Source organism: Kitasatospora sp. NPDC096077, assembly GCF_040303245.1.
Taxonomy (GTDB): Bacteria; Actinomycetota; Actinomycetes; order Streptomycetales; family Streptomycetaceae; genus Kitasatospora.
Genome location: NZ_JBEOSV010000022.1, coordinates 37344 through 58337, shown reverse-complemented (window position 1 = coordinate 58337; position 20994 = coordinate 37344). Strand labels below are relative to the sequence as shown.

The following is a 20994-nucleotide window of genomic DNA, read 5'->3' as shown; positions in this document are numbered from 1 at the left end:
CGCGCCGACTGGCATACTTGTGGGAGGAAGCAGCAGTAGACAGCACAGGACGCGAGGGGAAGGCGAGCCATGGGCATCCGCGACGATGCGGCTGAGGTCCGGGCCAGTGGCTGGCGGACGCTTGCCGCGTTGCACGGGCTGATCGACACCGCGCTGGAGAAGGCGCTCCAGGCGGAGCACAAGCTCTCGGTGGTCGAGTACACGGTGCTGGAGGCGCTCTCCCGCCAGGACGGCTGGCACATGCGGATGCAGCAGCTGGCCCGGGCGGCGGCGCTGAGCAGCAGCGCGACCACCCGGCTGGTGAGTCGCCTGGAGGACCGTGGCCTGCTCAGCCGCTACCTCTGCGCGGACGACCGGCGCGGCATCTACACCGAGCTGACGCCGGAGGGCCGCGCCCTGCTGGAGGCCGCCCGGCCGGTGCACGACGCGACCCTGGAGGCGACCCTGACGCAGGCCGCCGAGCTCCCCGAGCTGGCCCCGCTGGTCGACGCGCTCGCGGAACTCACCCCGGCCAAGGCGTAACAGCGAGCCGGGCACGGCCGGGCGAGCGGCCGACCTGCCCGGCCCGGCCCTGCGGCCCTCACCGCCGGGCGACGGCCAGTGCGTCCCGGTGCACCCGGTCGAGCAGGGCGAGCAGCAGCTCCTTGCTGGACGCCCGCTCCCGGACGTCGCACAGCACCACCGGCACCTCGGGCCCGAGGTCGAGGGCGCGTCGGACGTCCTCCGGGGTGGCGTCGCGGCGGCCGTGGAAGCAGTTGACGCCGATGGCGAACGGGATGCCGCGCTGCTCGAAGAAGTCCACGGCGGCGAAGCTGGATTCGAGCCGCCGGGTGTCGGCGAGGACGATCGCGCCGAGCGCGCCGAGGGCGAGGTCGTCCCACATGAACCAGAACCGGAACTGCCCGGGCGTACCGAAGAGGTAGAGCACCAGGTCCTCGCGGACGGTGATCCGACCGAAGTCCATCGCCACCGTGGTGGTGGACTTGCCCTGGACGCCCTCAAGGCTGTCGACCCCGATGCTGGCGCGGGTCATCCGCTCCTCGGTCTGCAGCGGTTCGATCTCGCTGACCGAGCCGACCATGGTGGTCTTCCCGACGCCGAAGCCGCCGGCGACGAGGATCTTGACCGCGCCCGGCACCAGGCTCTTGGTCGTCAATTCGGGTCTCCTGGAAGGGAACTGGGAGTTTCGAGGCGGGTCGGTGGCGGTTCGGCGGGCGGGGCGGCCGGCCGGTCAGAGCCGTCGGACGCCCTCGATCACGGCCTGGATCAGCGAGATGTCCGGGGCCTCGGCGAGCTGGACCGGGGCCCGGGTGAGGATCAGCCGGGCCTCCGCCAGGTCGTCCAGCAGCACCTTGACCACGCTCACCGGCAGGTCCATGCTGGCCGCGATCTCGGCCACGGCCAGCGGGCGTTCGCGGCACATGTCGAGGATCGCGGCCGGCTCGGGGGTCAACCGGCTGGTGTCGGCGCGCGGGTCGGCGGTGACCACCAGGGTGATCAGCGCGAAGCCGTCACGGACCGGGCCGGTGCGCCCGTTGGTGATCGCGTAGGGGCGGACCAGATGGCCGGCCTCCTTGTCGTAGAACCAGCCCTCGTCGGCGTCGGCGGTGGTCACGCACCGCCACCCGCGCCGCCTTGGCCCGCGTCGCTGCGCGGCGCCGCGGTGAGGTACTGGCCGACCTGCTTGACCAGCATGTTGATCTCGTAGGCCATCAGCCCGGCGTCCACCTGCTCGCTGGTGAGGACGGCCAGCCGGGCGCCCTGCCCGGCGGTGGTGACGAACAGGAACAACTGGTCCATCTCGACCACGGTCTGCCGGACCCGTCCGCCGTTGAAGCGGTGCCCGGCGCCGCGGGCCAGGCTCTGCAGGCCGGAGGCGACGGCGGACAGGTGCTCGGCGTCGGCCCGGTCGAGGCCCTGGGAGGTGCCGACCAGCAGGCCGTCCTCGGAGAGGACGATGGCGTGCCGGGTCTCGGGTACCCGCGCCACCAGCTGGTCCAGCAGCCAGTTGAGGTCGCGCTGGGTGTCGGTGTGCTGCGTCATCGCTGCTGTTCCTTGGGTTCCTGAACGGCGGAGGCTTCCGCGGCTTCCCCGGCGGCGGAGCTCGCGGCCGGGTGGGGGGCGGTGGCGGGCGGGTTGGGCTCGGTACCGGCCTCGCGCGCAGTCCGGGTGCCGCGCTGGATGGCGGCCATGGTGGCGCGGGACCGGGCCGGAGAGGGGTCGTCGGCCTCGCCGTGGCGCGGACCGGCCGGTGCGGAGGGGGACGCCACCGGCGGCACCGTCCCGCCGGGCGCGTTGGCCTCGCGGAGCTGCTCGGCGAGGCTGGCGTTGCGGACCCGCTGCGGCAGGATCCGCGGGGTGCGCAGTTCACCGTCCGGGCCGTGCTCCACGTGGTCCTCCCGCGGGCGTTCGTGGCTGGGGGTGACGTCCGCCCGGAGGTCGGCGGCCAGGTCACCGGCCCCGCCGGCGAGCCGTTCGGCGGCGAGGCCCGCCGACGGACCGGCCTGGCCCGCCGGATCGGTCGGACCGATCGGGTCCATCGGATCGGCCGGCGGGTCGTACGGGCGCGGCATCGCCAGCCTGGGCACCACCACGGCACCGGGCAGTCCGGGGATCGAGGCGCCGACCGGCAGTCCGCCGTTGTCCGGGACGGCCGGGCCACCCGCACCGTCCCGTCGCTCGATCAGCTCGCCGCCGACGATCCCGCCGTGCACCGCACCAGCCGCTCCAGCCGCACCGGCCGCACCGGCCGCAGGGCCCGTCGGGTCAGCGGCACCGCCCGCAGCAGGATCCCCGGCAGCACCGGGCGCGGCGGGCGCACTCCCGAGCAGTCCGCTGAGCACCCCCGCGAGCGCCCCCGACAGCTCCCCGTCGGCCGCGCCGAGGTCCCCGAAGTCGCCGTCCGCGGACCGTTGTTCGGGCACCGGGGTCCGGGTGACGCGCGCGCCGGACGGCAGCCCGGGCACCGTGGCCGGCCGCTCCGCCTGCTCCAGCAGCGTCGCGGGCACCAGCACCACGGCCCGGGTGCCGCCGTACGGTGAGGGACGCAGGGTGACCTGGATGTCGTGCCGGGCGGCCAGCCGCGCGACGACGAACAGGCCGAGCCGCAGGTCGTCGCCGAGCGCGGAGACGTCCAGCTCGGGCGGGTTGGCCAGGTACTCGTTGAGCCGCTCGTACTCCTCCTCGGTCATGCCGAGGCCGCGGTCCTCCACCTCGACCGCCAGGCCCTTGGGGACCTCCTGCGCGGAGACCTGCACCTGGGTGTACGGCGGGGAGAAGGTGGTGCCGTTCTCGATCAGCTCGGCGACCAGGTGGATCACGTCGGCGACGGCCTGTCCGCTGAGCGAGGTGCGCGGCACGCCCTGGACGACGACCCGGGCGTAGTTCTCGGTCTCGGAGACGGCGCTGCGCAGCACGTTGACCATCGGTACCGCGTTGCGCCAGCGCCGGGCGGGCAGCGCACCGCCGAGGATGACCAGGTTCTCGGCGTTGCGCCGCATCCGGGTGGCCAGGTGGTCGACCGCGAACAGCTCGCGCAGCAGCTCGGGTTCCTCGTGCTCGCGCTCCAGCGCGTCGAGCATGCTGATCTGCCGGTGGATCAGGATCTGGGTGCGGCGGGCGATGTTGAGGAAGACCTTCTTCGTCCCCTCGCGGCCCTGGGCCTGGTGGACGATGGCGGCGACGGCGGCCTGGCGGACGGCGGCCAGGCCGTCGGAGGTCTGCTGGACCTCGTCGCCGACCCGCCGGGACGGCGCCCAGGTGGGTGGGGCGGGCACCGGTTCACCGGTTCGCAGGCGTCCGACGACCTCGGGGATCTCCTGCTGGGCGAGTGCGAGGGTGTCGGTGCGCAGTTCGGCCAGCCGGGCGGAGAGGGACCGGGCGGCCCGGATGCCGCGGACCAGGCTGACCAGCAGCACCAGGGCGACGACGGCGGTTCCGGCCAGCAGCGCGGTGCGGTCGGCGGTGCCGCGCAGCAGGTAGGCGGCGTATCCCCAGGCGGCGGCGAGGCCCACACAGGGGACCAGTACGAGGGCGAGGAGCGAGCTGCGGAGGGAGCCGGACCGGCCGGCGCGGTGCCCCGTGCGGGGGGCCGATATGCCTGGCATCTGATTCCTTGTTGCAGGGCCGAGTTGCAGGCCGGGTCTCGGGGCCGGACGGCGGGTTCGACCCGAGCGGCCCGGTCGGGCTTCAGGGCGCCGAGGCCGGGGTCGCCGGACGGGGTGACGTGGTGTCACCGTCCGGGCGGGGTGCAGTGCGGCCGCCGACGGCAGGAAACCTATCAGTCCCAGGTGCCCTCGTCGCAACATCAACTGACGATATGTGAACGGTTGCTGGCGGGGCCGACCGGTTCCGGTCGAAGTGTTCGCCGACGGAATGCCGCAGCTCAGTGCGGTCGCCGTGCGGGCGGAGCGGCTCCCCGGGAGACCGGGCGGGTCTCCCGAAGAGCCGTCAGGAACAGGTCAAGCGGTGGCTGTGCCGAAGGTTCGCCACCGTCCTGAACAGCGACCATTCCCGGCGCAGCCCGCCCCGACGGGCCCGCCCCGGATCAGCCCGCCGCGGCGAGCGGCACCACCCGGCCGCCGGCCCGGATGGCCCGGCCCCGCCGCCCGATCTGCTCCTGCATCGACGGCGCCTCGTCCTCCAGCTGGTTGAGCTCGGTCCACGCCCAGCTCGTCAGGTCGGACAGCTCGGCCGACCACTGCTTGCCGTACGTGCCCGCCGCCACCTGCCCGAGCCGCAGCTTCTGCACGTCCGAGGTGCCGGCCGGGGCGAAGATGTGGGTGGCGTCCCGCAGGTAGCGGAAGACCTGGTGCTCCTCCTGGGTGCCGCGCGCGGCGAAGATCTCCATCGCCTGGCGCGCCGAGTCCATCGCGTACTCGGTGTTGATGAGCTTGGCGTTCATCAGCTCGGCGTCGCAGGTCCTGCCGTGGTCCAGCAGGTGGGAGGCGTGGTACGCGGTCAACTTGGCCGTCATCAGCCGGGACTGCATCTCGCCGAGCTTCAGCGCGATGCTGTTGAGCTGGTTGATCGGCTGGCCGTAGAGCACCCGTTCCTCGGCGTAGCGCACGGTGTCCTCCACCACGGCGGTGTGGATCCCGAGCGCCACCGCGCCCAGGTTCAGCCGGCCGTACAGGGTGGAGGAGGAGTAGGCGACGTCGAGGCCCTGCCCCTCCTCGGCGAGCCGGTTGCCGGCGGGGATGCGGCAGTTCTCGAAGACGAGCTCGCCGAAGCTGAAGCCGTGCAGGCCGCCCTGGGTGCCGGCGGTGCCGGTGCGGAAGCCGGGCCGGTCGCTCTCGACCAGGAAAGCGGAGAGCCCCCTGCTGCCGGTGCCGGTGCGGAACACCACGCCGTGGACGTCGCCGATGTGCGAGTTGCCGACGAACACCTTGCGGCCGTTGAGCACGTACTCGTTGCCCTCGCGGCGGGCGGTGCCGGCCATGCCGAGCACATGGCCGCCGGACTCCGGCTCGGTGACCGCGATCGTCGGCAGGGCCTCGCCGGACGCGAACTTGGGCAGCCACTTGCGCCGTTGGACGTCCGAACCGAAGTGGATGACCTTGGCGACGCCGAGCTGCGAGGCCTGGGCCACGGCGCCCATCGCGCCGCTGACCCGGGCCAGTTCCTCCACGATGATGGTCTTGGCGAGGTGTCCCAGGCCCAGGCCGCCGAACTCGCGCGGGATCGTGACGCCGATCCAGCCGCGGCGGGCGATCTCCCGCGAGAGTCCGAACTCGATCTCCCGGTCGGCCTCCATCCGGGCCACCTGAGGACGTACCTCCTTCTCCGCGAACGCACGGACCTCCGCCCGGAGGCTCTCGTGCCGCTCGTCGGTGAAGTAGTCCATCGCCATGTCTGGTCCTCTCGTTCCGGTGGGCGTCGTGCCTCCGTTCGCGCCGTAGATGCCGCTCCGGCCGCTCCCCCAGGGAGCTCGGGTGGGGGTGTGGAGGGGTGGCGGTGCCGATCGCTTCGAGAGCCATCGGTGCATGCGGACATGAGGACCGGTTCTCCCATGGGGCACAGGAACTACCGTCCGTGTCTTCGGCAGGGCTCATTGTCATATGTGCGCACGGGGTGCACAGCTAGTGGATCTTGGATTGGCGGGATTCGGCCCGTTCGCCCAGTGGCGCACTGGTGACGGGTTTTGCCACCGCGCCGGGTGGGGAGTGTGCTTCCCCCGCTCTGTCGACCTGTAGTGGGTCGCTCACATGCTGCTTTGACTGTTCATCAGCAAGGAGGGCGGCCCAGTCCCGGTTCCACCGTGGTTCTCGATTGTCTGATTACATGTGCGCCATGACTGATGTGATGAGCACTCAAGGCCAGTTCCCGGGTCCTGCCGGGGAATCCGAGCGGACCCGCAGGCTGCGCGGCCTGGGTCTCAACGAAGCCACCGCGGACGAGGCCTTCGACCGCTTCGCTCACCTGGCAGCCAGTATCACGCGGGCTCCCATCGCGATGGTCAACTTCATCAACGACGAGCGCCAGATGTTCCGGGGGCTCTACATTCCGCCAAACTCGTCCGATCTCGCCACCGACGACGGCGCCTCCTGGGCCGACCGCGGCATCGCCTTCGACCTCCCCACCCGGGAGATGCCGCTCAGCCACGGTTTCTGCCCGCACGTGGTCGCCCAGCGTTCACCCCTCGCCCTGGACGACATCCTCGCCTACCCCCGGTTCGCCGGTAACCCGGTCGTGGACGAACTCGGCGTCCGGGCCTACCTCGGCGCCCCGCTCGTCGACGACACCAACACCGTCATCGGCACCGTCTGCGTCCTCGACCGGGAACCCCGGCAGTGGGGGCGCGAGCGACTGCGCGACATCCAGCACCTCGCCGAGGCGCTGCTCTCCGAGATCCGGCTGCGCGACAACCTGCTCGCCCAGCAGCAGGAGATGTTCGCGGCCTTCGACGGCTCCCCGTTCCCCATCCTGCTCACCGACTGCCCCGGCCAGGAGATCCGTTACGCCAACGCCCAGCACGCCGAGACCTTCGGCGTCCCGGTGGCGTACGGCGCGATCGGCGCGGCCTACCCCCAGCTCGGCGCGGCCGGCCTCCAGCAGGCCGTCACGGAGGCGTACCACACCGGTCGCGCCACCGTCCTCAACAACGCCCGGATCCAGTCCGGCGGTCCCGACGCACAGCGCGCCCAGGTCTTCAGCTTCACCTGCACCCCGCTGCGGGGTGCCCGCACCGGTCAGGTCAACGGCGTCCTCACCGTCGGCATGGACGTCACCGCCCAGACCCGCACCGAGGAGGAACTCGGCACCCTGGCCGCGCTGCTGGTCGACCGGCTCCAGCAGAGCGCCGCCACCCCCGGGGCCGGCCGGCCGGGCATCGCCGGCGGGGCCGGACCCGTCCTGCCGAACTGAGCGGCCGACCGCCGCTCGTGCGCGGCAGCACGGCCCGCGGGCACACCCGCCCGCAGCAGCACCCGTACCGCCCACCACCGTGGCGGGGCGCCTCTCACCCCCGAGGAGAGGCTCCCCGCCACGCTGTCGTTCCGGGGGCGAGCGGGTGAACCGCCCGCGGCCCGCTGCCCGGCCGGGCCCGCCGACGGGCCACCGGTGGTAGGCATGGGCCGCATGGACTGGATGGACTGGTTCGCCGCCCCCGACTACTGGTTGAGCCGACTGCTCGTCCAGCGCCTGCTCGCCGGCCTCTACCTGATCGGATTCCTGAACGCCGCCGCGCAGTTCCGCGCGCTCATCGGCACCGACGGCATGCTGCCGGTGCCGCACTTCACCGCCCGCGTCCCGTTCCGCCGGGCACCGGGGCTCTTCCACCTCCACTACAGCGACCGCTTCTTCGCCGCCGTCGCCTGGAGCGGCGCCGCGCTGGCCGCCGCCGTCGCGGCCGGACTCGGCGACGCCGTCCCGCTCTGGGCGTCGATCCTGCTGTGGGCGGTGCTCTGGGGCCTCTACCTCTCCATCGTCAACGTCGGGCAGACCTGGTACTCCTTCGGGTGGGAGTCGCTGCTGCTCGAAGCCGGTTCGCTCGCCGCGTTCCTCGGCAACGCCGACACCGCGCCGCCCACCCCCGTCCTCTGGCTGATCCGCTGGCTGGTCTTCCGGGTCGAATTCGGCGCCGGACTGATCAAACTGCGCGGCGACAGCTGCTGGCGCGATCTGACCTGCCTGCGCTACCACCACGAGACCCAGCCCATGCCCGGACCGCTCAGCTGGTTCTTCCACCACCTGCCCGACCCGCTGCACCGGGTCGAGGTCGCGGCCAACCACGTCGTCCAACTCCTCGTCCCGATCGGCCTGTTGCTCCCGCAGCCGATCGCGAGCTACGCGGCCTGCGCGGTGGTCGCCACCCAGCTGTGGCTGATCGCCTCCGGCAACTTCGCCTGGCTCAACTGGCTGACCGTCGTCCTCGCCCTCGCCGCCGTCGAACCGGCCCGCCTCGGCCTGCCCGGCCACGCCCGCGGCCACCCCGACGCCCCCGTCTGGTACCAGGCGGTGGTCGCCGCCGTGACCGCCGCCGTCCTGGTGCTCAGCTACTGGCCGGTGCGCAACCTGCTCTCCCCGGGCCAGGTGATGAACCGCTCCTTCAACCGGCTCCACCTCGTCAACACCTACGGTGCCTTCGGCAGCGTCAACCGCCTCCGCCAGGAGGTCGTGGTCGAGGGCACCGACGAGGCCGTCCTCACCCCGCACACCGTCTGGCGCGAGTACGGGTTCAAGGGCAAGCCCGGCGACGTGCGCCGCCTCCCGCGCCAGTACGCCCCCTACCACCTGCGGCTGGACTGGCTGATGTGGTTCGCCGGCATCTCGCCCGGCTACGCCCGCCCGTGGTTCCTGCCGTTCGTCGCCCGCCTGCTGAGCGGCGACCGGGCGACCCTGCGGCTGCTGCGCCACAACCCCTTCCCCGACGCCCCACCGACCCACGTCCGGGCGACCCTCTACCTCTACCGGTTCACCGGATGGCGCGAACTGCGGGAAACCGGCGCGTGGTGGCACCGCACGGCGCTCCACGAGTACCTCGCGCCGGTCGACCTGCCCGCCCTCGGCCGGGCCGGCCACCGCCCGCCGCCAGGCCGCCGCGCCACCACCGGGCCCGTTATCGGCGGGCGGGGCCCCGCCCGGGGCACCCGCACCGTGCCGCTGGACGGGCTGCGCCGACCGCGCCCGCCCCGGACGGAGCACCCCGGCCACCCGTCCGGACCAGCGCAGGGACACCCGGGTGGCCCTCCCGAGTAGCGGCCAGGCGGGCGTCATGGCACACGACACCGGCCCGTCCGGCGGTGGGTGCGTGCAAGGCTCGAACGGGCACCCGTATTCTGGGCCTCCACAACCGGCGGCCCGACCGTGCGCCCCCCGGTCCCGCCCCAGGGGCCCCGCGCACCCGGTCCGCCGCCCCCTCGCCGTCAGCCCCGCCGTCGTCGCCCAGAACCGGACCTCACATGACAGTGCTTCACTCGCGCAACGCCGACGCAGCCGACTCGGCGGACGTCGCCGACGCCGCAGACGTCAAGGACCCCCAGGACGCCGCTGCGGAGCCCGACCTCCGCGAAGACCTCGGCCGTTACGCCGAACTCGGGGCCTTCACGCTCAGCGCCGACACCCACGCCTGGTACGCCGCCGTCGACACCGTGGCCACCCCCGAGGACGCCCGCGCCGCCTCCACCGCGCTCGCCGAACTGCGCGGCCGCGACCTCCAGCAGACCTGGGAGGCCGTCACCGCGCTGGCCGCCGAGGTCAAGCTCGACGAGCCCGACACCGTCGCCAAGACCGCGCTGCTGGTCGAGATGCTCCAGCGGGTGCGCCGCACCGCCGCCACCCTGAGCACCGCCGCGTACGACGCCGACCTGAGCGCCCTCGCCGCCGCCACCGCCGACAGCACCTGGCGCCGCGAGAACGGCGTCAAGCTCTCCTGGCTGCGCGGCCGCTCGCTGCGCAAGCAGGCCACCGCCCTCGCCCACGACCGCAAGGTCCGCCGCGAGGACCTGCACGAGGCGCTCACCTCCGCCGAGATCGAGCGCCGCGCCTGGGCCGCCCTCGCCCCCGCGGGCACCCTCCCGAGCGTGCCCGCCGACGGCGCCCTGGTCGACCGCACCGCCCAGGCCTTCGAGCCGATCAACACCGGCATGCGCGACCTCGCCCGGATGCTGCCCGACCACGACCTGGACGGGCTGCCCTTCGCGGAACTGGTCGACCTGGTCGAGCGGCTCGCCGCCGACGAGGGCACCCTCTACCGCCTCCCCACCATCCGAGGCCTGCGCGCCACCCTGGAGGAGGCCGGCCTCGCCGACCTGCTCGCCGAACTCACCGCGGCCAAGGCCGACCGCCGCGCCGCCGAGGCCGCGTACGCGGCGCGCCAGGCGCTCGCAGGCGGGCAGCGGGACGGGCTGGCGGACTCGGCGGCGGCGGAGGCGGTCTCCGAGGAGACGGTCACCGAGGAGCCCGAGCTCGCCGCCGAGGTCGACACCGCGGTCGAGGCCGCAGCCGAGGTCGAGACGTCCGGCAGCGACGCCGAGGCCGAGGCCGCCGCGCGGCAGGCCCTGGCGGGCGGGCAGCGGGACGGGCTGGCGGAGGAGACGCCGGCTGCGGTCACGGAGGCCGTCGAGGCCGAGGCTGAGGTCAAGGCCGAGGTTGACGCCGAGGTCGAGGTTGCAACTGGGGCCGAGTCGGCCGCGGTTGAGGAGGTGACGGAGGAGGCCCCGGTCGCCGTGGTCTCGCTCCCGGCACCTTCCCCGGCCGCTGACGACCTGGTGGCCGCTGCGACCGCCGCCCTGGCCGAGGCCGCGACTGCGGACGAGGTGACGGAGCAGGCGGACGCGACCGACGAGGAGACGGCTGAGGCCGAGGAGCCCGCCGTCGAGGCCGAGGCCGCTGTCGTCGAGGTCGCGGAGCCGGTTACCGGGACGGACACCGTCGAGGAGCCCGAGGCCGTCGTCGAGGCTCCCGCCGTTGAGGTCGAGGCGCCGGTCGTCGAGGAGACCCCGGCGGTAGTGGTCGAGGAACCCGCCGCTGAGGTCGAGGCCCTTGCGGTTGAGGCCGAGGCTGACGCGCCGGTCGTCGAGGCCGAGGAGTCGGTGGCCGAGGCGGAGACCGTCGAAGAGACCCCGGCAGTCGTGGTCGACGAGCCCGAGGCCGTTGTCGAAGCCCCCACCGCTGAGGTCGAGGCGGTTGTGGAGGCCCCGGTCGTCGAGGCCGAGGAGCCCGAGGCTGAGACTCCGGCCGCTGAGGCTGAGGTCATCGAGGCGGAGGTCATCGAGGCGGAGGTCATCGAGGCGGAGGCCGCCGAGGAGACCCCGGCCGAGGAGCCCGCCGTCGAGCCGGAAGCCGTCGAGGAGGCCCCCGCCGCCGAGGTGGAGGTCGAGGCCGCCGCCGAGCCGCAGCCGGAGGCCGCCCCCGTCGCCGACGAGCCCGCCGACGAGTCCGCCGACCGTCCCGCGAAGCCGGACTTCACCCCCGGCCGCCCCGTGACCGCCTACTCGGCCGACGAACTGCTCGCCGTCGTCCGCTGGATCGACGGCGACGGCACCGGGCGGACCGACGAGGAACTGCTCCGCGCGGCCATGAAGGAGTTGGGCTTCGCCCGGCTCGGCCCCCGGATCAAGGAGGCGCTGGGCGCCGCCGTCGCCGCCGCGCGCGGCTGACGTCCGGGCGGGTCGCCGCCGGAAACCTTCAGGGCCCGGGACGCACGAGCGTCCCGGGCCCTGCGCCGTACCGACGTCCGGCCGCGGCTGGACCACCGCGAGGAAGGGGAGGCGTCAGCCGGCCGCGTTCCACGGCTGGCCGGCCATCAGCGCCTTCACGTTGGCGACGTACTTCGGGTTCGGGATGTCCAGGCTGCCGACGATCTGGCCGGAGGTGGGGTCGGTGACCGTGGTGTAGTGCACGTTGCCCGCGCCCGCGTTGTAGGCCGAGATGACCAGGTCGAGCAGCGGCGTCTTGCCGGTGGCCGGGTCGGGGGAGAGGTCGTACTTGCCGTCGAAGGAGGAGTCGCCGTAGTAGGCGACCAGCCAGTCGAGCAGCTGGGTGCCGAGCTGGACGTTCCCGGTGAGCGTCTTGGGGTCGGAGTTGGTGCCGTACTTGCCGTTCATCCAGCTGACGGTGTTGGTCATGATCTGCATGGTGCCGATGCCGCCGTCGCAGGCGAGGATGCCGGACTGCCAGCCGCTCTCCTGCCAGGCGATCGCCTTCACCAGGTTGACCGGCAGCGGCGGGAGCTTGTCGGTGCCGCCGGAGCTCAGGGTGAGCACCCGGGACTGGCCGGCCGCCGCCGTGAGTGCCGCGCCGACCGCCGTCTTGGGCTCGTCCGGCTGGGGCTTGCTGGGCTGGCAGCCGCTCTGCAGCGGGGGCACGTGCGGGACCGGCGGGGCGGGCGGCGCGGGGAGGGCGACGGCGCCGGGCTTGGCGGTCGGGACGGGCGCGGGTATCGCGGGCTTCTCGACCGGCGGCTGGGTGGCGGGGGCGCCGGCCGCGTTGCCGCCGCTCTTGGCGTTGCCGGCCTGGGCGGTGGGCGAGGCCTTCGCGGACTTGCTCGCGCTCGCGCTCGCGCTCGGGCTGTGCGAGGCGCTGGGGCTCGCGGACGCCGAGCCGGTCGGCGTCGGGGTGGTGCCGGCGGACGGGCTGGCGCTCGCCGGGTCGCTCGGTGTGGCGGTGGCCGCAGTGAGCGTGGTGCTGGACGCCGCGTTCGGGTGCTTGTCGGCGCTCTCGGTGCCGCAGCCCGCCAGGACGGCGGTCGACACGGCGACGGCGGACACCAGGGCGGCGGTCCGCCGGGTGGTGCTCGAACTCATCTACGGTCCCCCCACTTGTCACCGGTGATCCCGGTGAGTGGCGGTCATCCTATGGTGTGCTCTCGCGGCCCCGGACGAACGGGTGGTCGATCGCCAGCCGGAGGACTGCCGGGGCGGTCGTGAGCGAGGGCCCGTACCAGGTCAGGTGCCGTCCGCTGACCAGCGCGGCCGGGATGCCCGGGAACGCCTCCGGGCCGTCCTCGGCGGTGAAGCGGTACGGCTCGTCGGGCAGCACCACCAAGTCCGGCTGCTCCGCCAGCAGTTCGGGCAGCGGTACGGCCGGGTAGCGGTCGGGGTGCCGGGCGTGCACGAGCCGCAGGCCGAGGCGGTGCAGCAGGTCCCCGGCGAAGGTGTCCCGGCCGAGCACCATCCACGGGCGGCGCCAGATCGGCACGATCACCCGGGGGCCGTCCGCCGGTTCGTCCGCCGGTTCGTTCGTCGGCCCTTCGATCGTTCCGTCCGTCGGCCCGTGCCCAGGCCCCGGCGGGAGGTCGCGCCAGGCCGCCTCCGCCTCGTCCAGCCAGGCCGGGCGCGGCAGTTGGCAGGCGACGGTGAGCAGCCGGTGCAGGGAGCGGAGGCCGTCGTCCAGGGTGCGGATGTCGGTGACCCAGACCGGCACCCCCGCGGCGCGCAGGGAGTCCAGGTCGGGGCGGCGGTTCTCCTCGTCGTTGGCGATCACGAGATCGGGGCCGAGCGCGAGGATGCCCGGCAGGTCCGGATTCTTGGTGCCGCCGATCCGGGTGACGGCCAGGTCGGCGGGGTGGCTGCACCAGTCGGTGGCGCCGACCAGCAGGCCGGGCGCGGTGACGGCGACGGCCTCGGTCAGCGAGGGCACCAACGAGACCACCCGGCGCGGTGGGTGGGGGCCGAGCGGGACGGGCAGGCCGAGGTCGTCCCGCGGGTCGGTGCCGTCCTGCTGGTCTACCTCGTCGTGCGATCGGGCGTGGTCGTGCGATCGGGCCTCGGCGTGCGCTCGGGCGGCGTCGCGCGGATCGGTCGGGGCAGCCATCCGGCCACCCTATGCGCGGCGCCCGTCGCACCGGAGCGGGACGGCCCGCAAGTCGCGGGAACCCGTCGCCGCCTCCGTCCGACTACCTGGTCCGGGTCCGCAGCGCGGGCCGCACAGCACCACCACCGACCAGGAGAGTCCCCATGCGCCCTCGCGTCGTCTGCGGTATCGCGGCCGCCGTCGCTCTGTTCGCCACCGCCTGCGGAAGCAGCGGAAACACCGCCGGCAGTGGCGGCGGTGCCGGGAACAGCGCCGCCGTCACCGCCCAGGCCGCTCCGGCCGGGAGCTTCCCCGTCACGGTCGCCGACTGCGCGGGCAAGGACACGACCATCGGCAAGGCCCCGACGAAGATCGTCACCAGCAACGCGGCGAGCCTGGAGATGCTGCTCCGGCTCGGCGCGGGCGACCGGGTGATCGGCACCGGGTTCCCGCCCGGCAAGGGCACCCTGCCGGCGGACCTGGCCGAACAGGGCGCCAAGGTCCCGGTGCTCGGTGACAAGAGCATCCCCAAGGAGAAGCTGCTCGGCTCCGGCGCCGACCTGTACGTCGACACCTTCGGCGCGATGCCGATGATGGGCGGGGCCGCCGGCCCGACCCCGGAGGAGTTCGCGGCGGCCGGCATCCAGCACGTCTACCTGCTGTCCACCGCCTGCGCCGGTACCCCGAAGGCCGCCAAGGCGCCGCGCACCGACCTCGCCGGGGTGGAGGACGACATCCGCCGCCTCGGTGCCGTCACCGGCACCGCCGCCCGCGCGGAGGAACTCGTCAGCGGGATGGAGAAGCAGGTCGGCGAGGTCCGTACCGCGCTCGCCGGTGTCCCGGCGGACAAGCGGCCGGGCTACTTCGTCTTCGACTTCGACGCCGGGACCAAGCAGCCGGTCGCGGTCTGCGGCCGGCAGGTGGCCAACGCGGTGATCACCCTGGCCGGTGCCCGCAACGTGTTCGCCGACTGCGACGCCGACTTCAAGCCCGGCTCCTGGGAGGACGTGGTCGCCAAGAACCCGGACTGGATCCAGCTGGCGGTGCGCAACCGGGGCAGCGAGGAGGCCACCCGCAAGGCCTTCGACGACGCCGAGGCGTTCCTGCGGAGCTTCCCGGCGACCCAGGGCCTGAAGGCCGTCCAGGAGGGGCACTTCGTGCGGCTCGGCTCCGAGGTGACCACCATCGCGGGCGTGCGCAACGCCGACGCCGTCCGGCAGATCGCCGCCACCGTTCACCCCGACCTCGTCAAGAACGGTCGGTAACAGGTGACTTCGGTCGAATCCGGCACCGCAGCCGAGACCGCCACCGCCACCGGACCCGGCACCGGACCCGGCACCGAGTCCGGTGGCGACGGCGGCGCCGAACCCGGCACCGCCGCCCGGCGCCCGGCCCGCACGCTGCGGGCCGGGCCGCTGGCCGGTGCGCTCGCCGTCGCCCTGGTGCTCGCCCTGACCGCCGCCGTCTCGCTCGGCTCGGTGGACGTCCCGCCCGGCGAGGTCTGGTCGGTGGTCGCCCACCACCTCGCCGGCCGGGCACCCGAACCCGGCACCCGCGACCTCATCGTCTGGCAACTGCGCGTCCCGCGCGCCCTGTTGGCGGCCGTGGTGGGCGCCGGACTCGGCCTGGTCGGCACCGCCGTACAGGCCCTGGTCCGCAACCCGCTCGCCGACCCCTACCTGCTCGGCATCTCCTCCGGCGCCTCCCTCGGGGCGGTCGCCACCCTCGTCCTCGGCACCGCCTTCGGGCTCGAACTCTCCTTCGGCAGCGCGCTCGGCCTCACCGTCTCCCTGGCGGCCTTCGTCGGCGCGCTCGGCGCGTTCTCCCTGGTCTGGCTGATGGCCCGACGCGGCGGCGGCTTCTCCCCGCTGCGGCTGGTACTGGCCGGCATCGGCATCGCCCAGTTCCTCGGCGGCATCACCAGCTACCTCGTCCTGCAGACCAGCGACGAGCAGCAGACCCGGGGTGTGCTGTTCTGGCTGATGGGCAGCCTCGGCGGGGCCGTCTGGGCCCAACTCGCCGTCCCCGCAGCCGCCGTGGCACTCGGCCTGGCCCTGCTCCAGGCCCGGGCCCGGGGGCTCAACGCGATGCTGATGGGCGACGAGACGGCCGCCGGACTCGGCGTGGACGTCGCCCGGCTGCGCCGCGAGGTCTTCGTCGTCACCAGCGTGCTCACCGGCGTACTGGTCGCCGTCTCCGGGGCGATCGGCTTCGTCGGACTGATGGTGCCGCACGTCTGCCGACTGCTCGTCGGCGGCGACCACCGGCGGCTGCTGCCGCTGTCCGCACTCACCGGGGCCGTTCTCCTGGTGGTGGTCGACACCGTCGCCCGCACCGCCCTGGACGGCCAGGAACTGCCGATCGGCGTGGTCACCGCGGTGCTCGGCGCCCCCACCCTGCTCTACCTGCTGGACCGACGACTGGAGCGCAGTTGAGGATCGCCGTCGAGGACCTGAGCGTCGCCCTGGCCGGCCGCACGGTGGTGGCCGGGGTCCACCTGGTCGCCGAGGAGGGGGAGATCGCCGGGCTGGTCGGGCCCAACGGCAGTGGCAAGTCCAGCCTGCTGCGCACCGTCTACCGACATCTGCGCCCGAGCGCCGGACGGGTGCTGCTGGCCGGGCGGGACCTGGCGGAGCTGCGGCCCGCGCAGTCCGCCCGGCACATCGGCGCGCTGCCCCAGGAGCGTGGCGGGGACTTCGAGTTGAGCGTGCGCGAGGTGGTGGCGATGGGCCGCACCCCGTACAAGCGGGCCTTCGCGGCCGACGACCCCGAGGACCACCGGATCACCGCCGAGGCGCTGGCCCGGGTCGGCATGGCCGGGGCCGCCGACCGCCGGTTCGCCCAGCTGTCCGGCGGGGAACGGCAGCGGGTGCTGCTCGCCCGGGCGCTCGCCCAGCAGCCGGACGTCCTGGTGCTGGACGAACCCACCAACCACCTGGACGTCCGGCACCAGGTCGAACTGCTCGCCCTGCTGCGGGAGCAGCGCCGCACCACGCTGGTCGCGCTGCACGACCTCAACGCCGCCGCCTCGGTCTGCGACCGGCTGCACGTGCTGCACCGCGGCGCCCTGGTGGCCTCCGGGGCGCCGCGCGAGGTGCTGACCACCGAGCTGCTGGCCGAGGTCTTCGGCGTCCGCGCCGCGGTGGTCGAACACCCACTCACCGGTGACCCGTTGATCGCCTTCGACCACCGTTCCCCGGCGGGCGTGCCCTTCTAGACCGGACGGGGGCCTAGCAGCTCTCGTAGTGGCTCGGCCGGCCCGCGTGCAGCACCGGCCGGCCGAGCCGCGCGGCCTCCGCGTTGCGCAGCAACTCCCAGCTGCCGTCCGGCCGGTGGAGCACCGCCGAGTGCCAGGGCGTCATCCAGGCGTCGGCGGCCGCCAGCAGCCGGATGCCGAACTTCGCCGCACCGGCCGGCTGCGGGTGGATCGACAGCCGCACCGCCCGGGGGTACTGCTCGGCGATCAACTCGCCCCAGGCGCGGCTGCGTTGGATCACCCCGTAGGCACGGCGCCGGCACTCCCGCTGCAGCGCGGACCGAGTGCCCGGGAAGTCCACGGTGTCCTCGGTGAGGAAGCGGGTGATGCCGCGGTAGAGCCGCAGGGTCTCCTGCTCGGTCAGCACCTGCTCGCGCAACTCCTCGACGGTGGGCGCGTACCGCTCGTGCACCCGGGCGCGCTTCTCGTCGTACGGCAGGTCGCCGAGCACGGCGCGCAGGTCGAAGGTGTCGAGGCGGTCCAGACCCTCGCGCTCGATCATCGCGGTCAACTCGTCGGAGTACTCGTCGATGTGCTCGTCGGGGACGTTGATCAGGTCACCGAAGATGTGCCCGTCCGAGCAGATCAGGATCCGGGCGCCGGGCGGGTGGATCCGGCCGATCCGGGCGCAGAGCTCGTCGAGGAAGGTCAGCGACAGCCGCTCGCCCTCGTCGGGCAGGTGGCCGAGCACCTTCGCCGGGTTCGGCGACTTGCACGGGAAGCCCGGCAGGGTGAACACGATCGGCTCACCGGCGGCGATGAAGTCCGCCAACTGGGCGAGTTGGAAGGGGAAGTGCTCGGGTGCGGCGTCGAACTCCGGGTCGGAGGCGCGGCGGTGCGGCAGCAGCAGGCCAAGGATGCGGGTGGCGAGCCGGGCCGGCGACGGCTGCTCGTGCTGCGGCTGTTCGTGCTGCGGCTGCTCGGGGGTGTCGACGGCGATCGGGGCACTGACGGGGGCGGTGCCGGCGGGCGGCATGATGGATCTCCTCCGCGGATGGGCGGGTGACGGGTGTGCGGGTCTACGGATGCGCGGCCGGTGTGCGGTGCCGGGCGCGGGAGTTCAGTCGCGCCGGTCGTAGTCGACCGGCAACCGGTTCACGCCGCGCGCCAGCACGGCCGGGATCCAGGCGAGTTCGTCCAGTCCGTCCCCGGGTGTTGCGGCGGGGCGCAGCCCGGACAGCCGGCCGAGCAGGGTACCGACGGCGATCTGCAGTTCGGCCCGGGCCAGGGCGGCACCCGGGCAGTAGTGGATGCCGTGGCCGAAGGCGAGATGGGCGTTCGGCGTGCGGTCCAGGTCGAGGCGGTCGGCCTCCGGGAACTGCGCGTCGTCGCGGTTGGCGGCGCAGAGCGAGACGATCACCGAGTCGCCGGCCGGGACGACGGTGCCGAACAGATCGCTGTCCTCGGCGAAGAAGCGCCAGGTGGTGAGCTCGAACGCGGCGTCGTGGCGCAGCAGTTCCTCCACCGCCCGGGCCAGCCGGCCGGGTTCGTCGAGGCCGGCGCGCAGCGCGGCGAGCTGCCCGGGGTGGCGCAGCAGGGTGATCAGCATGGTGGTGATCTGGTTGGTCACCGGTTCCTGCCCGGCGACCAGCAGCTGGAACACGATCGAGTCCAGCTCTTCGCGGCTCAACTCGCCCGTGTCGTGGGCGGCGACCAGCCGGCCGAGCAGGTCCTCCTGCTCGTTCCAGTCGGGGGAGTGCCGGTCGGCCCGCTTGCGGGCGACCACCTCGGCGATGTACGTCTGCAGGCCGCGCAGCCGCGCCTCGTACGCCGGACGGCCCGGGTCCTGCGGTCCGACCGGCTGGACCACCTTGCCCCAGTCCCGGTCGAAGCGTGCGGCCAACTCGGCGGGCAGGCCGATGACTTCGGCCAGTACCCGGAAGGGGTAGTGGGCCGCGAAGCCGGCCACCAGATCGGCGCCCCCGGTCGCCGGGAGCTCGTCCACCAGGGCGTCGGCGAGCTCCTGCAGCCGAGGCCGCAGCGCCTCCACCCGGCGCGGGGCGAAGGCGTCCAGCACCAGGCGGCGCATCACGGTGTGCTTGGGCGGGTCCTGGTGCAGCAGGTGGACCTGGAGCTGGGAGTGCTGCGGCTCCGGCATGATCGAGGCGAGTCGGCGCCAGTTGTCGTTGCCCAGGGCGTGGTTCTTGCCGAGCCGGGGGTCGTTGAGGGTCGCGTGGGCGGCCTGGTGGCCGGTGACCAGCCAGGCGTGGATGCCGCTCGGGAACTCGACCCGGTGCACCGGACCGGCCTCGCGCATCCGGCGGTAGAGCGGGTACGGGTCGGTCTTGTAGGCGGGGCCGTGGAGCGGGACGGGGGAGGGGAGCCGGTCGTGGCCGTAGGGGCAGCGCGCGGCTGCGGGCGTGGCCGGGTCGGGGGTGGTGTCGGTCATGGGTGTGCTTTCTCCGGTGGGACGAGGCGAAGGGCCGGTGATCCGATGAGGGGGTGGAGCTGTCGCGCGCTACGCCTGCGGGCGGCGCCGGTACCGGGCCAGCAGGACCACGGCGGTGGCCGCGACCAGGGCGGCCAGGGCGATGCCGACGTGCGTCCCGGTGGTGGCGCGGTCGCCCGCCAGGGCGGCGGCGGTGGCCAGGGCGGGGCCGAGGGCGAAGCCCAGACTGCGGGAGAGCTGGACGGCGGATCCGGCGGTGGCGAGTTTCCCGGGCGGGGAGGCGGTCATCACCAGGGCCTGGGTCGGGCCGCCGTTGAGGCCCATCCCGGCGCCGGCCAGTGCGAGCCGGGCGGCGATGTCGAGGGCGGACCAGTCGGCGCCGACCGGGACGAGCAGCGCCAGGCCGCAGGTGGTGAGGACGGCGCCGGTCAGCGCGGTGGGCCGGGCGCCCCAGCGGTCGGCCAGCCGACCGCCGACCCGCCCGGCCAGCACCATGCCGAGCGGGAAGGCCAGCATGGTCAGCGCGGTCGAGGTGGCGCTCTCGCCGTGCGGGCCGCGCAGGAACTGGACGAGCAGGTACTGGCAGGCGGCGAACCCGGCGGCGAGCGCCAGCACCGAGGCGTTCACCCCGGCGGTACCGGCCGCCCGCAGCACCTCGCCCACCGGCCGACCGCCCGGGCGACGCAGCCAGAGCAGCACCAGCGGCGCGGCGGGCAGTGCGAGCAGCAGCCACTGCGGGCCCTTCGGTGCCAGGGTGAGTCCGAGCAGGATGCCGCCGACCGCCGAGCCGATCAGGGCGGCGTCGCCGAGCGAGGCCCGGTCGGGCAGGCGCAGCCCACCGCGCCGCGGGGCGTACCGGCGCACGATCAGTACGGCGGCCAGGCAGACCGGAAGCTTGACCAGGAAGATCGCCCGCCAGCCGAGGTGGTCCAGCAGCAGGCCGCCCAGCACCGGGCCGGTGACGGCGCCGAGCGGCCCCAGCGTCGCGGGCACGCTCATCGCCCGCCCGCGCAGCTCGGGCCGGACGGAGGTCGCGGCCAGCACCGGCATCAGGACGAACAGCACGGCGCCGAAGGCACCTTGCAGCAGTCGGGCGGCGATCAGCCAACTCGCCCACGGGGCAAGGGCGGCGAGCACGCTGCAGGTCGCGAAGCAGCTGACCGCGAGCAGCAGCGCGGACCGGGTGCCGACCTGGTCGAGCCACCGGCCGGCGGGCAGGAGCAGGGCGACGAGCGGGAGTTGGTAGCCGAGGACGGCCCACTGGGCGACTCCGGCGGAGACGTGCAGGCCGGCGGATATGTCGGTGAGTGCCAGGTTGACAACGTTCATGTCGAGCATCGCGACGAACGAGAGCAGTCCGGCGGCCACCACCAGGCTCCACCGGTCCGCCGGTTCGACCTGACGGTCCGTCAGGTCGCCTGTGGTGGTTTGGTGGTGCGCTCGCATGAAGGTCCTCCATTCCCCCGTTGCCGTACCGGCACCGCCTCGGCGGCGGTGTCCGGTACAGCAGTCGGGGGCGGGGGGGCTTCAGTTCCGAACACTTGGGGGAATTTTTCCGGGCGGGCGACAGGGGGCGGCTGCCAGGTGCCAGGTGCCAGGTGACAGCAAACAGATA

At 73.9% G+C, this 20994-nt stretch carries 17 protein-coding genes; 7 read left to right on the top strand and 10 right to left on the bottom strand.

The window, feature by feature from the left end; translation table 11 throughout:
* The first annotated feature begins 69 nt into the window (after nucleotides 1–69).
* Nucleotides 70–522 carry a MarR family winged helix-turn-helix transcriptional regulator gene (locus ABTZ03_RS20425; RefSeq protein ID WP_350514425.1) on the top strand — a complete coding sequence of 151 codons (453 nt, stop codon included), beginning with the start codon at nucleotides 70–72 and terminating at the stop codon, nucleotides 520–522.
* Between the two features lie 58 nt (nucleotides 523–580).
* Here the strand turns inward: ABTZ03_RS20425 and ABTZ03_RS20420 are convergent, their stop codons facing one another.
* The 5 genes from ABTZ03_RS20420 to ABTZ03_RS20400 all read right to left on the bottom strand — a co-directional run bounded on the left by ABTZ03_RS20420 (nucleotide 581) and on the right by ABTZ03_RS20400 (nucleotide 5851).
* Nucleotides 581–1156, bottom strand: a complete 576-nt coding sequence (locus tag ABTZ03_RS20420; protein WP_350514424.1) for a GTP-binding protein — start codon at nucleotides 1154–1156, stop codon at nucleotides 581–583.
* A gap of 75 nt (nucleotides 1157–1231) precedes the next feature.
* Nucleotides 1232–1615, bottom strand: coding sequence for a DUF742 domain-containing protein (locus ABTZ03_RS20415; protein WP_350514423.1), 384 nt, complete (start codon nucleotides 1613–1615; stop codon nucleotides 1232–1234).
* Nucleotides 1612–2043, bottom strand: a complete 432-nt coding sequence (locus tag ABTZ03_RS20410; protein WP_350514422.1) for a roadblock/LC7 domain-containing protein — start codon at nucleotides 2041–2043, stop codon at nucleotides 1612–1614. The genes ABTZ03_RS20415 and ABTZ03_RS20410 overlap by 4 nt, the downstream gene beginning before the upstream one ends.
* A complete protein-coding gene (locus tag ABTZ03_RS20405; RefSeq protein ID WP_350514421.1) occupies nucleotides 2040–4106 on the bottom strand; it encodes a sensor histidine kinase in 2067 nt (688 codons plus the stop codon). The genes ABTZ03_RS20410 and ABTZ03_RS20405 overlap by 4 nt, the downstream gene beginning before the upstream one ends.
* Before the next feature lie 440 nt (nucleotides 4107–4546).
* Complete coding sequence (locus ABTZ03_RS20400) at nucleotides 4547–5851, bottom strand: acyl-CoA dehydrogenase family protein (protein WP_400919393.1); 1305 nt, start codon at nucleotides 5849–5851, stop codon at nucleotides 4547–4549.
* 440 nt (nucleotides 5852–6291) lie between these two features.
* Between ABTZ03_RS20400 and ABTZ03_RS20395 the strand changes: the two genes are divergently transcribed.
* From ABTZ03_RS20395 to ABTZ03_RS20385, 3 genes are all read left to right on the top strand, one after another.
* A complete protein-coding gene (locus ABTZ03_RS20395; RefSeq protein WP_350514420.1) occupies nucleotides 6292–7365 on the top strand; it encodes a GAF domain-containing protein in 1074 nt (357 codons plus the stop codon).
* Between the two features lie 222 nt (nucleotides 7366–7587).
* Nucleotides 7588–9198: a lipase maturation factor family protein gene (locus ABTZ03_RS20390; protein ID WP_350514487.1), complete on the top strand. Its 1611-nt coding sequence runs from the start codon at nucleotides 7588–7590 to the stop codon at nucleotides 9196–9198.
* A 203-nt stretch (nucleotides 9199–9401) separates the two neighbouring features.
* Nucleotides 9402–11600, top strand: coding sequence for a hypothetical protein (locus tag ABTZ03_RS20385; RefSeq protein ID WP_350514419.1), 2199 nt, complete (start codon nucleotides 9402–9404; stop codon nucleotides 11598–11600).
* Nucleotides 11601–11714: 114 nt separating this feature from the next.
* On the opposite strand, the gene ABTZ03_RS20380 is transcribed toward ABTZ03_RS20385, so the two are convergent.
* Nucleotides 11715–12746, bottom strand: coding sequence for a transglycosylase SLT domain-containing protein (locus ABTZ03_RS20380; protein WP_350514418.1), 1032 nt, complete (start codon nucleotides 12744–12746; stop codon nucleotides 11715–11717).
* A gap of 49 nt (nucleotides 12747–12795) precedes the next feature.
* Nucleotides 12796–13755, bottom strand: coding sequence for a helical backbone metal receptor (locus tag ABTZ03_RS20375; protein ID WP_350514417.1), 960 nt, complete (start codon nucleotides 13753–13755; stop codon nucleotides 12796–12798).
* A gap of 143 nt (nucleotides 13756–13898) precedes the next feature.
* Between ABTZ03_RS20375 and ABTZ03_RS20370 the strand changes: the two genes are divergently transcribed.
* The 3 genes from ABTZ03_RS20370 (at nucleotide 13899) to ABTZ03_RS20360 (ending at nucleotide 16951) form a co-directional block, all read left to right on the top strand.
* On the top strand, nucleotides 13899–14999 hold the full coding sequence (locus ABTZ03_RS20370) for an ABC transporter substrate-binding protein (RefSeq protein WP_350514416.1): 1101 nt from the start codon (nucleotides 13899–13901) through the stop codon (nucleotides 14997–14999).
* A gap of 135 nt (nucleotides 15000–15134) precedes the next feature.
* A complete protein-coding gene (locus ABTZ03_RS20365; protein WP_350514486.1) occupies nucleotides 15135–16169 on the top strand; it encodes a FecCD family ABC transporter permease in 1035 nt (344 codons plus the stop codon).
* Entirely contained in the window at nucleotides 16166–16951 is a 786-nt protein-coding gene (locus ABTZ03_RS20360; RefSeq protein WP_350514415.1) for an ABC transporter ATP-binding protein, read from the top strand. Before ABTZ03_RS20365 ends, ABTZ03_RS20360 begins: the two co-directional genes overlap by 4 nt.
* A 13-nt stretch (nucleotides 16952–16964) precedes the next feature.
* Here the strand turns inward: ABTZ03_RS20360 and ABTZ03_RS20355 are convergent, their stop codons facing one another.
* From ABTZ03_RS20355 to ABTZ03_RS20345, 3 genes are all read right to left on the bottom strand, one after another.
* Complete coding sequence (locus tag ABTZ03_RS20355; RefSeq protein ID WP_350514414.1) at nucleotides 16965–17966, bottom strand: L-tyrosine/L-tryptophan isonitrile synthase family protein; 1002 nt, start codon at nucleotides 17964–17966, stop codon at nucleotides 16965–16967.
* A gap of 84 nt (nucleotides 17967–18050) precedes the next feature.
* On the bottom strand, nucleotides 18051–19379 hold the full coding sequence (locus ABTZ03_RS20350) for a cytochrome P450 family protein (RefSeq protein WP_350514413.1): 1329 nt from the start codon (nucleotides 19377–19379) through the stop codon (nucleotides 18051–18053).
* Nucleotides 19380–19448: 69 nt separating this feature from the next.
* On the bottom strand, nucleotides 19449–20825 hold the full coding sequence (locus tag ABTZ03_RS20345) for an MFS transporter (RefSeq protein WP_350514412.1): 1377 nt from the start codon (nucleotides 20823–20825) through the stop codon (nucleotides 19449–19451).
* Nucleotides 20826–20994 lie beyond the last annotated feature (169 nt).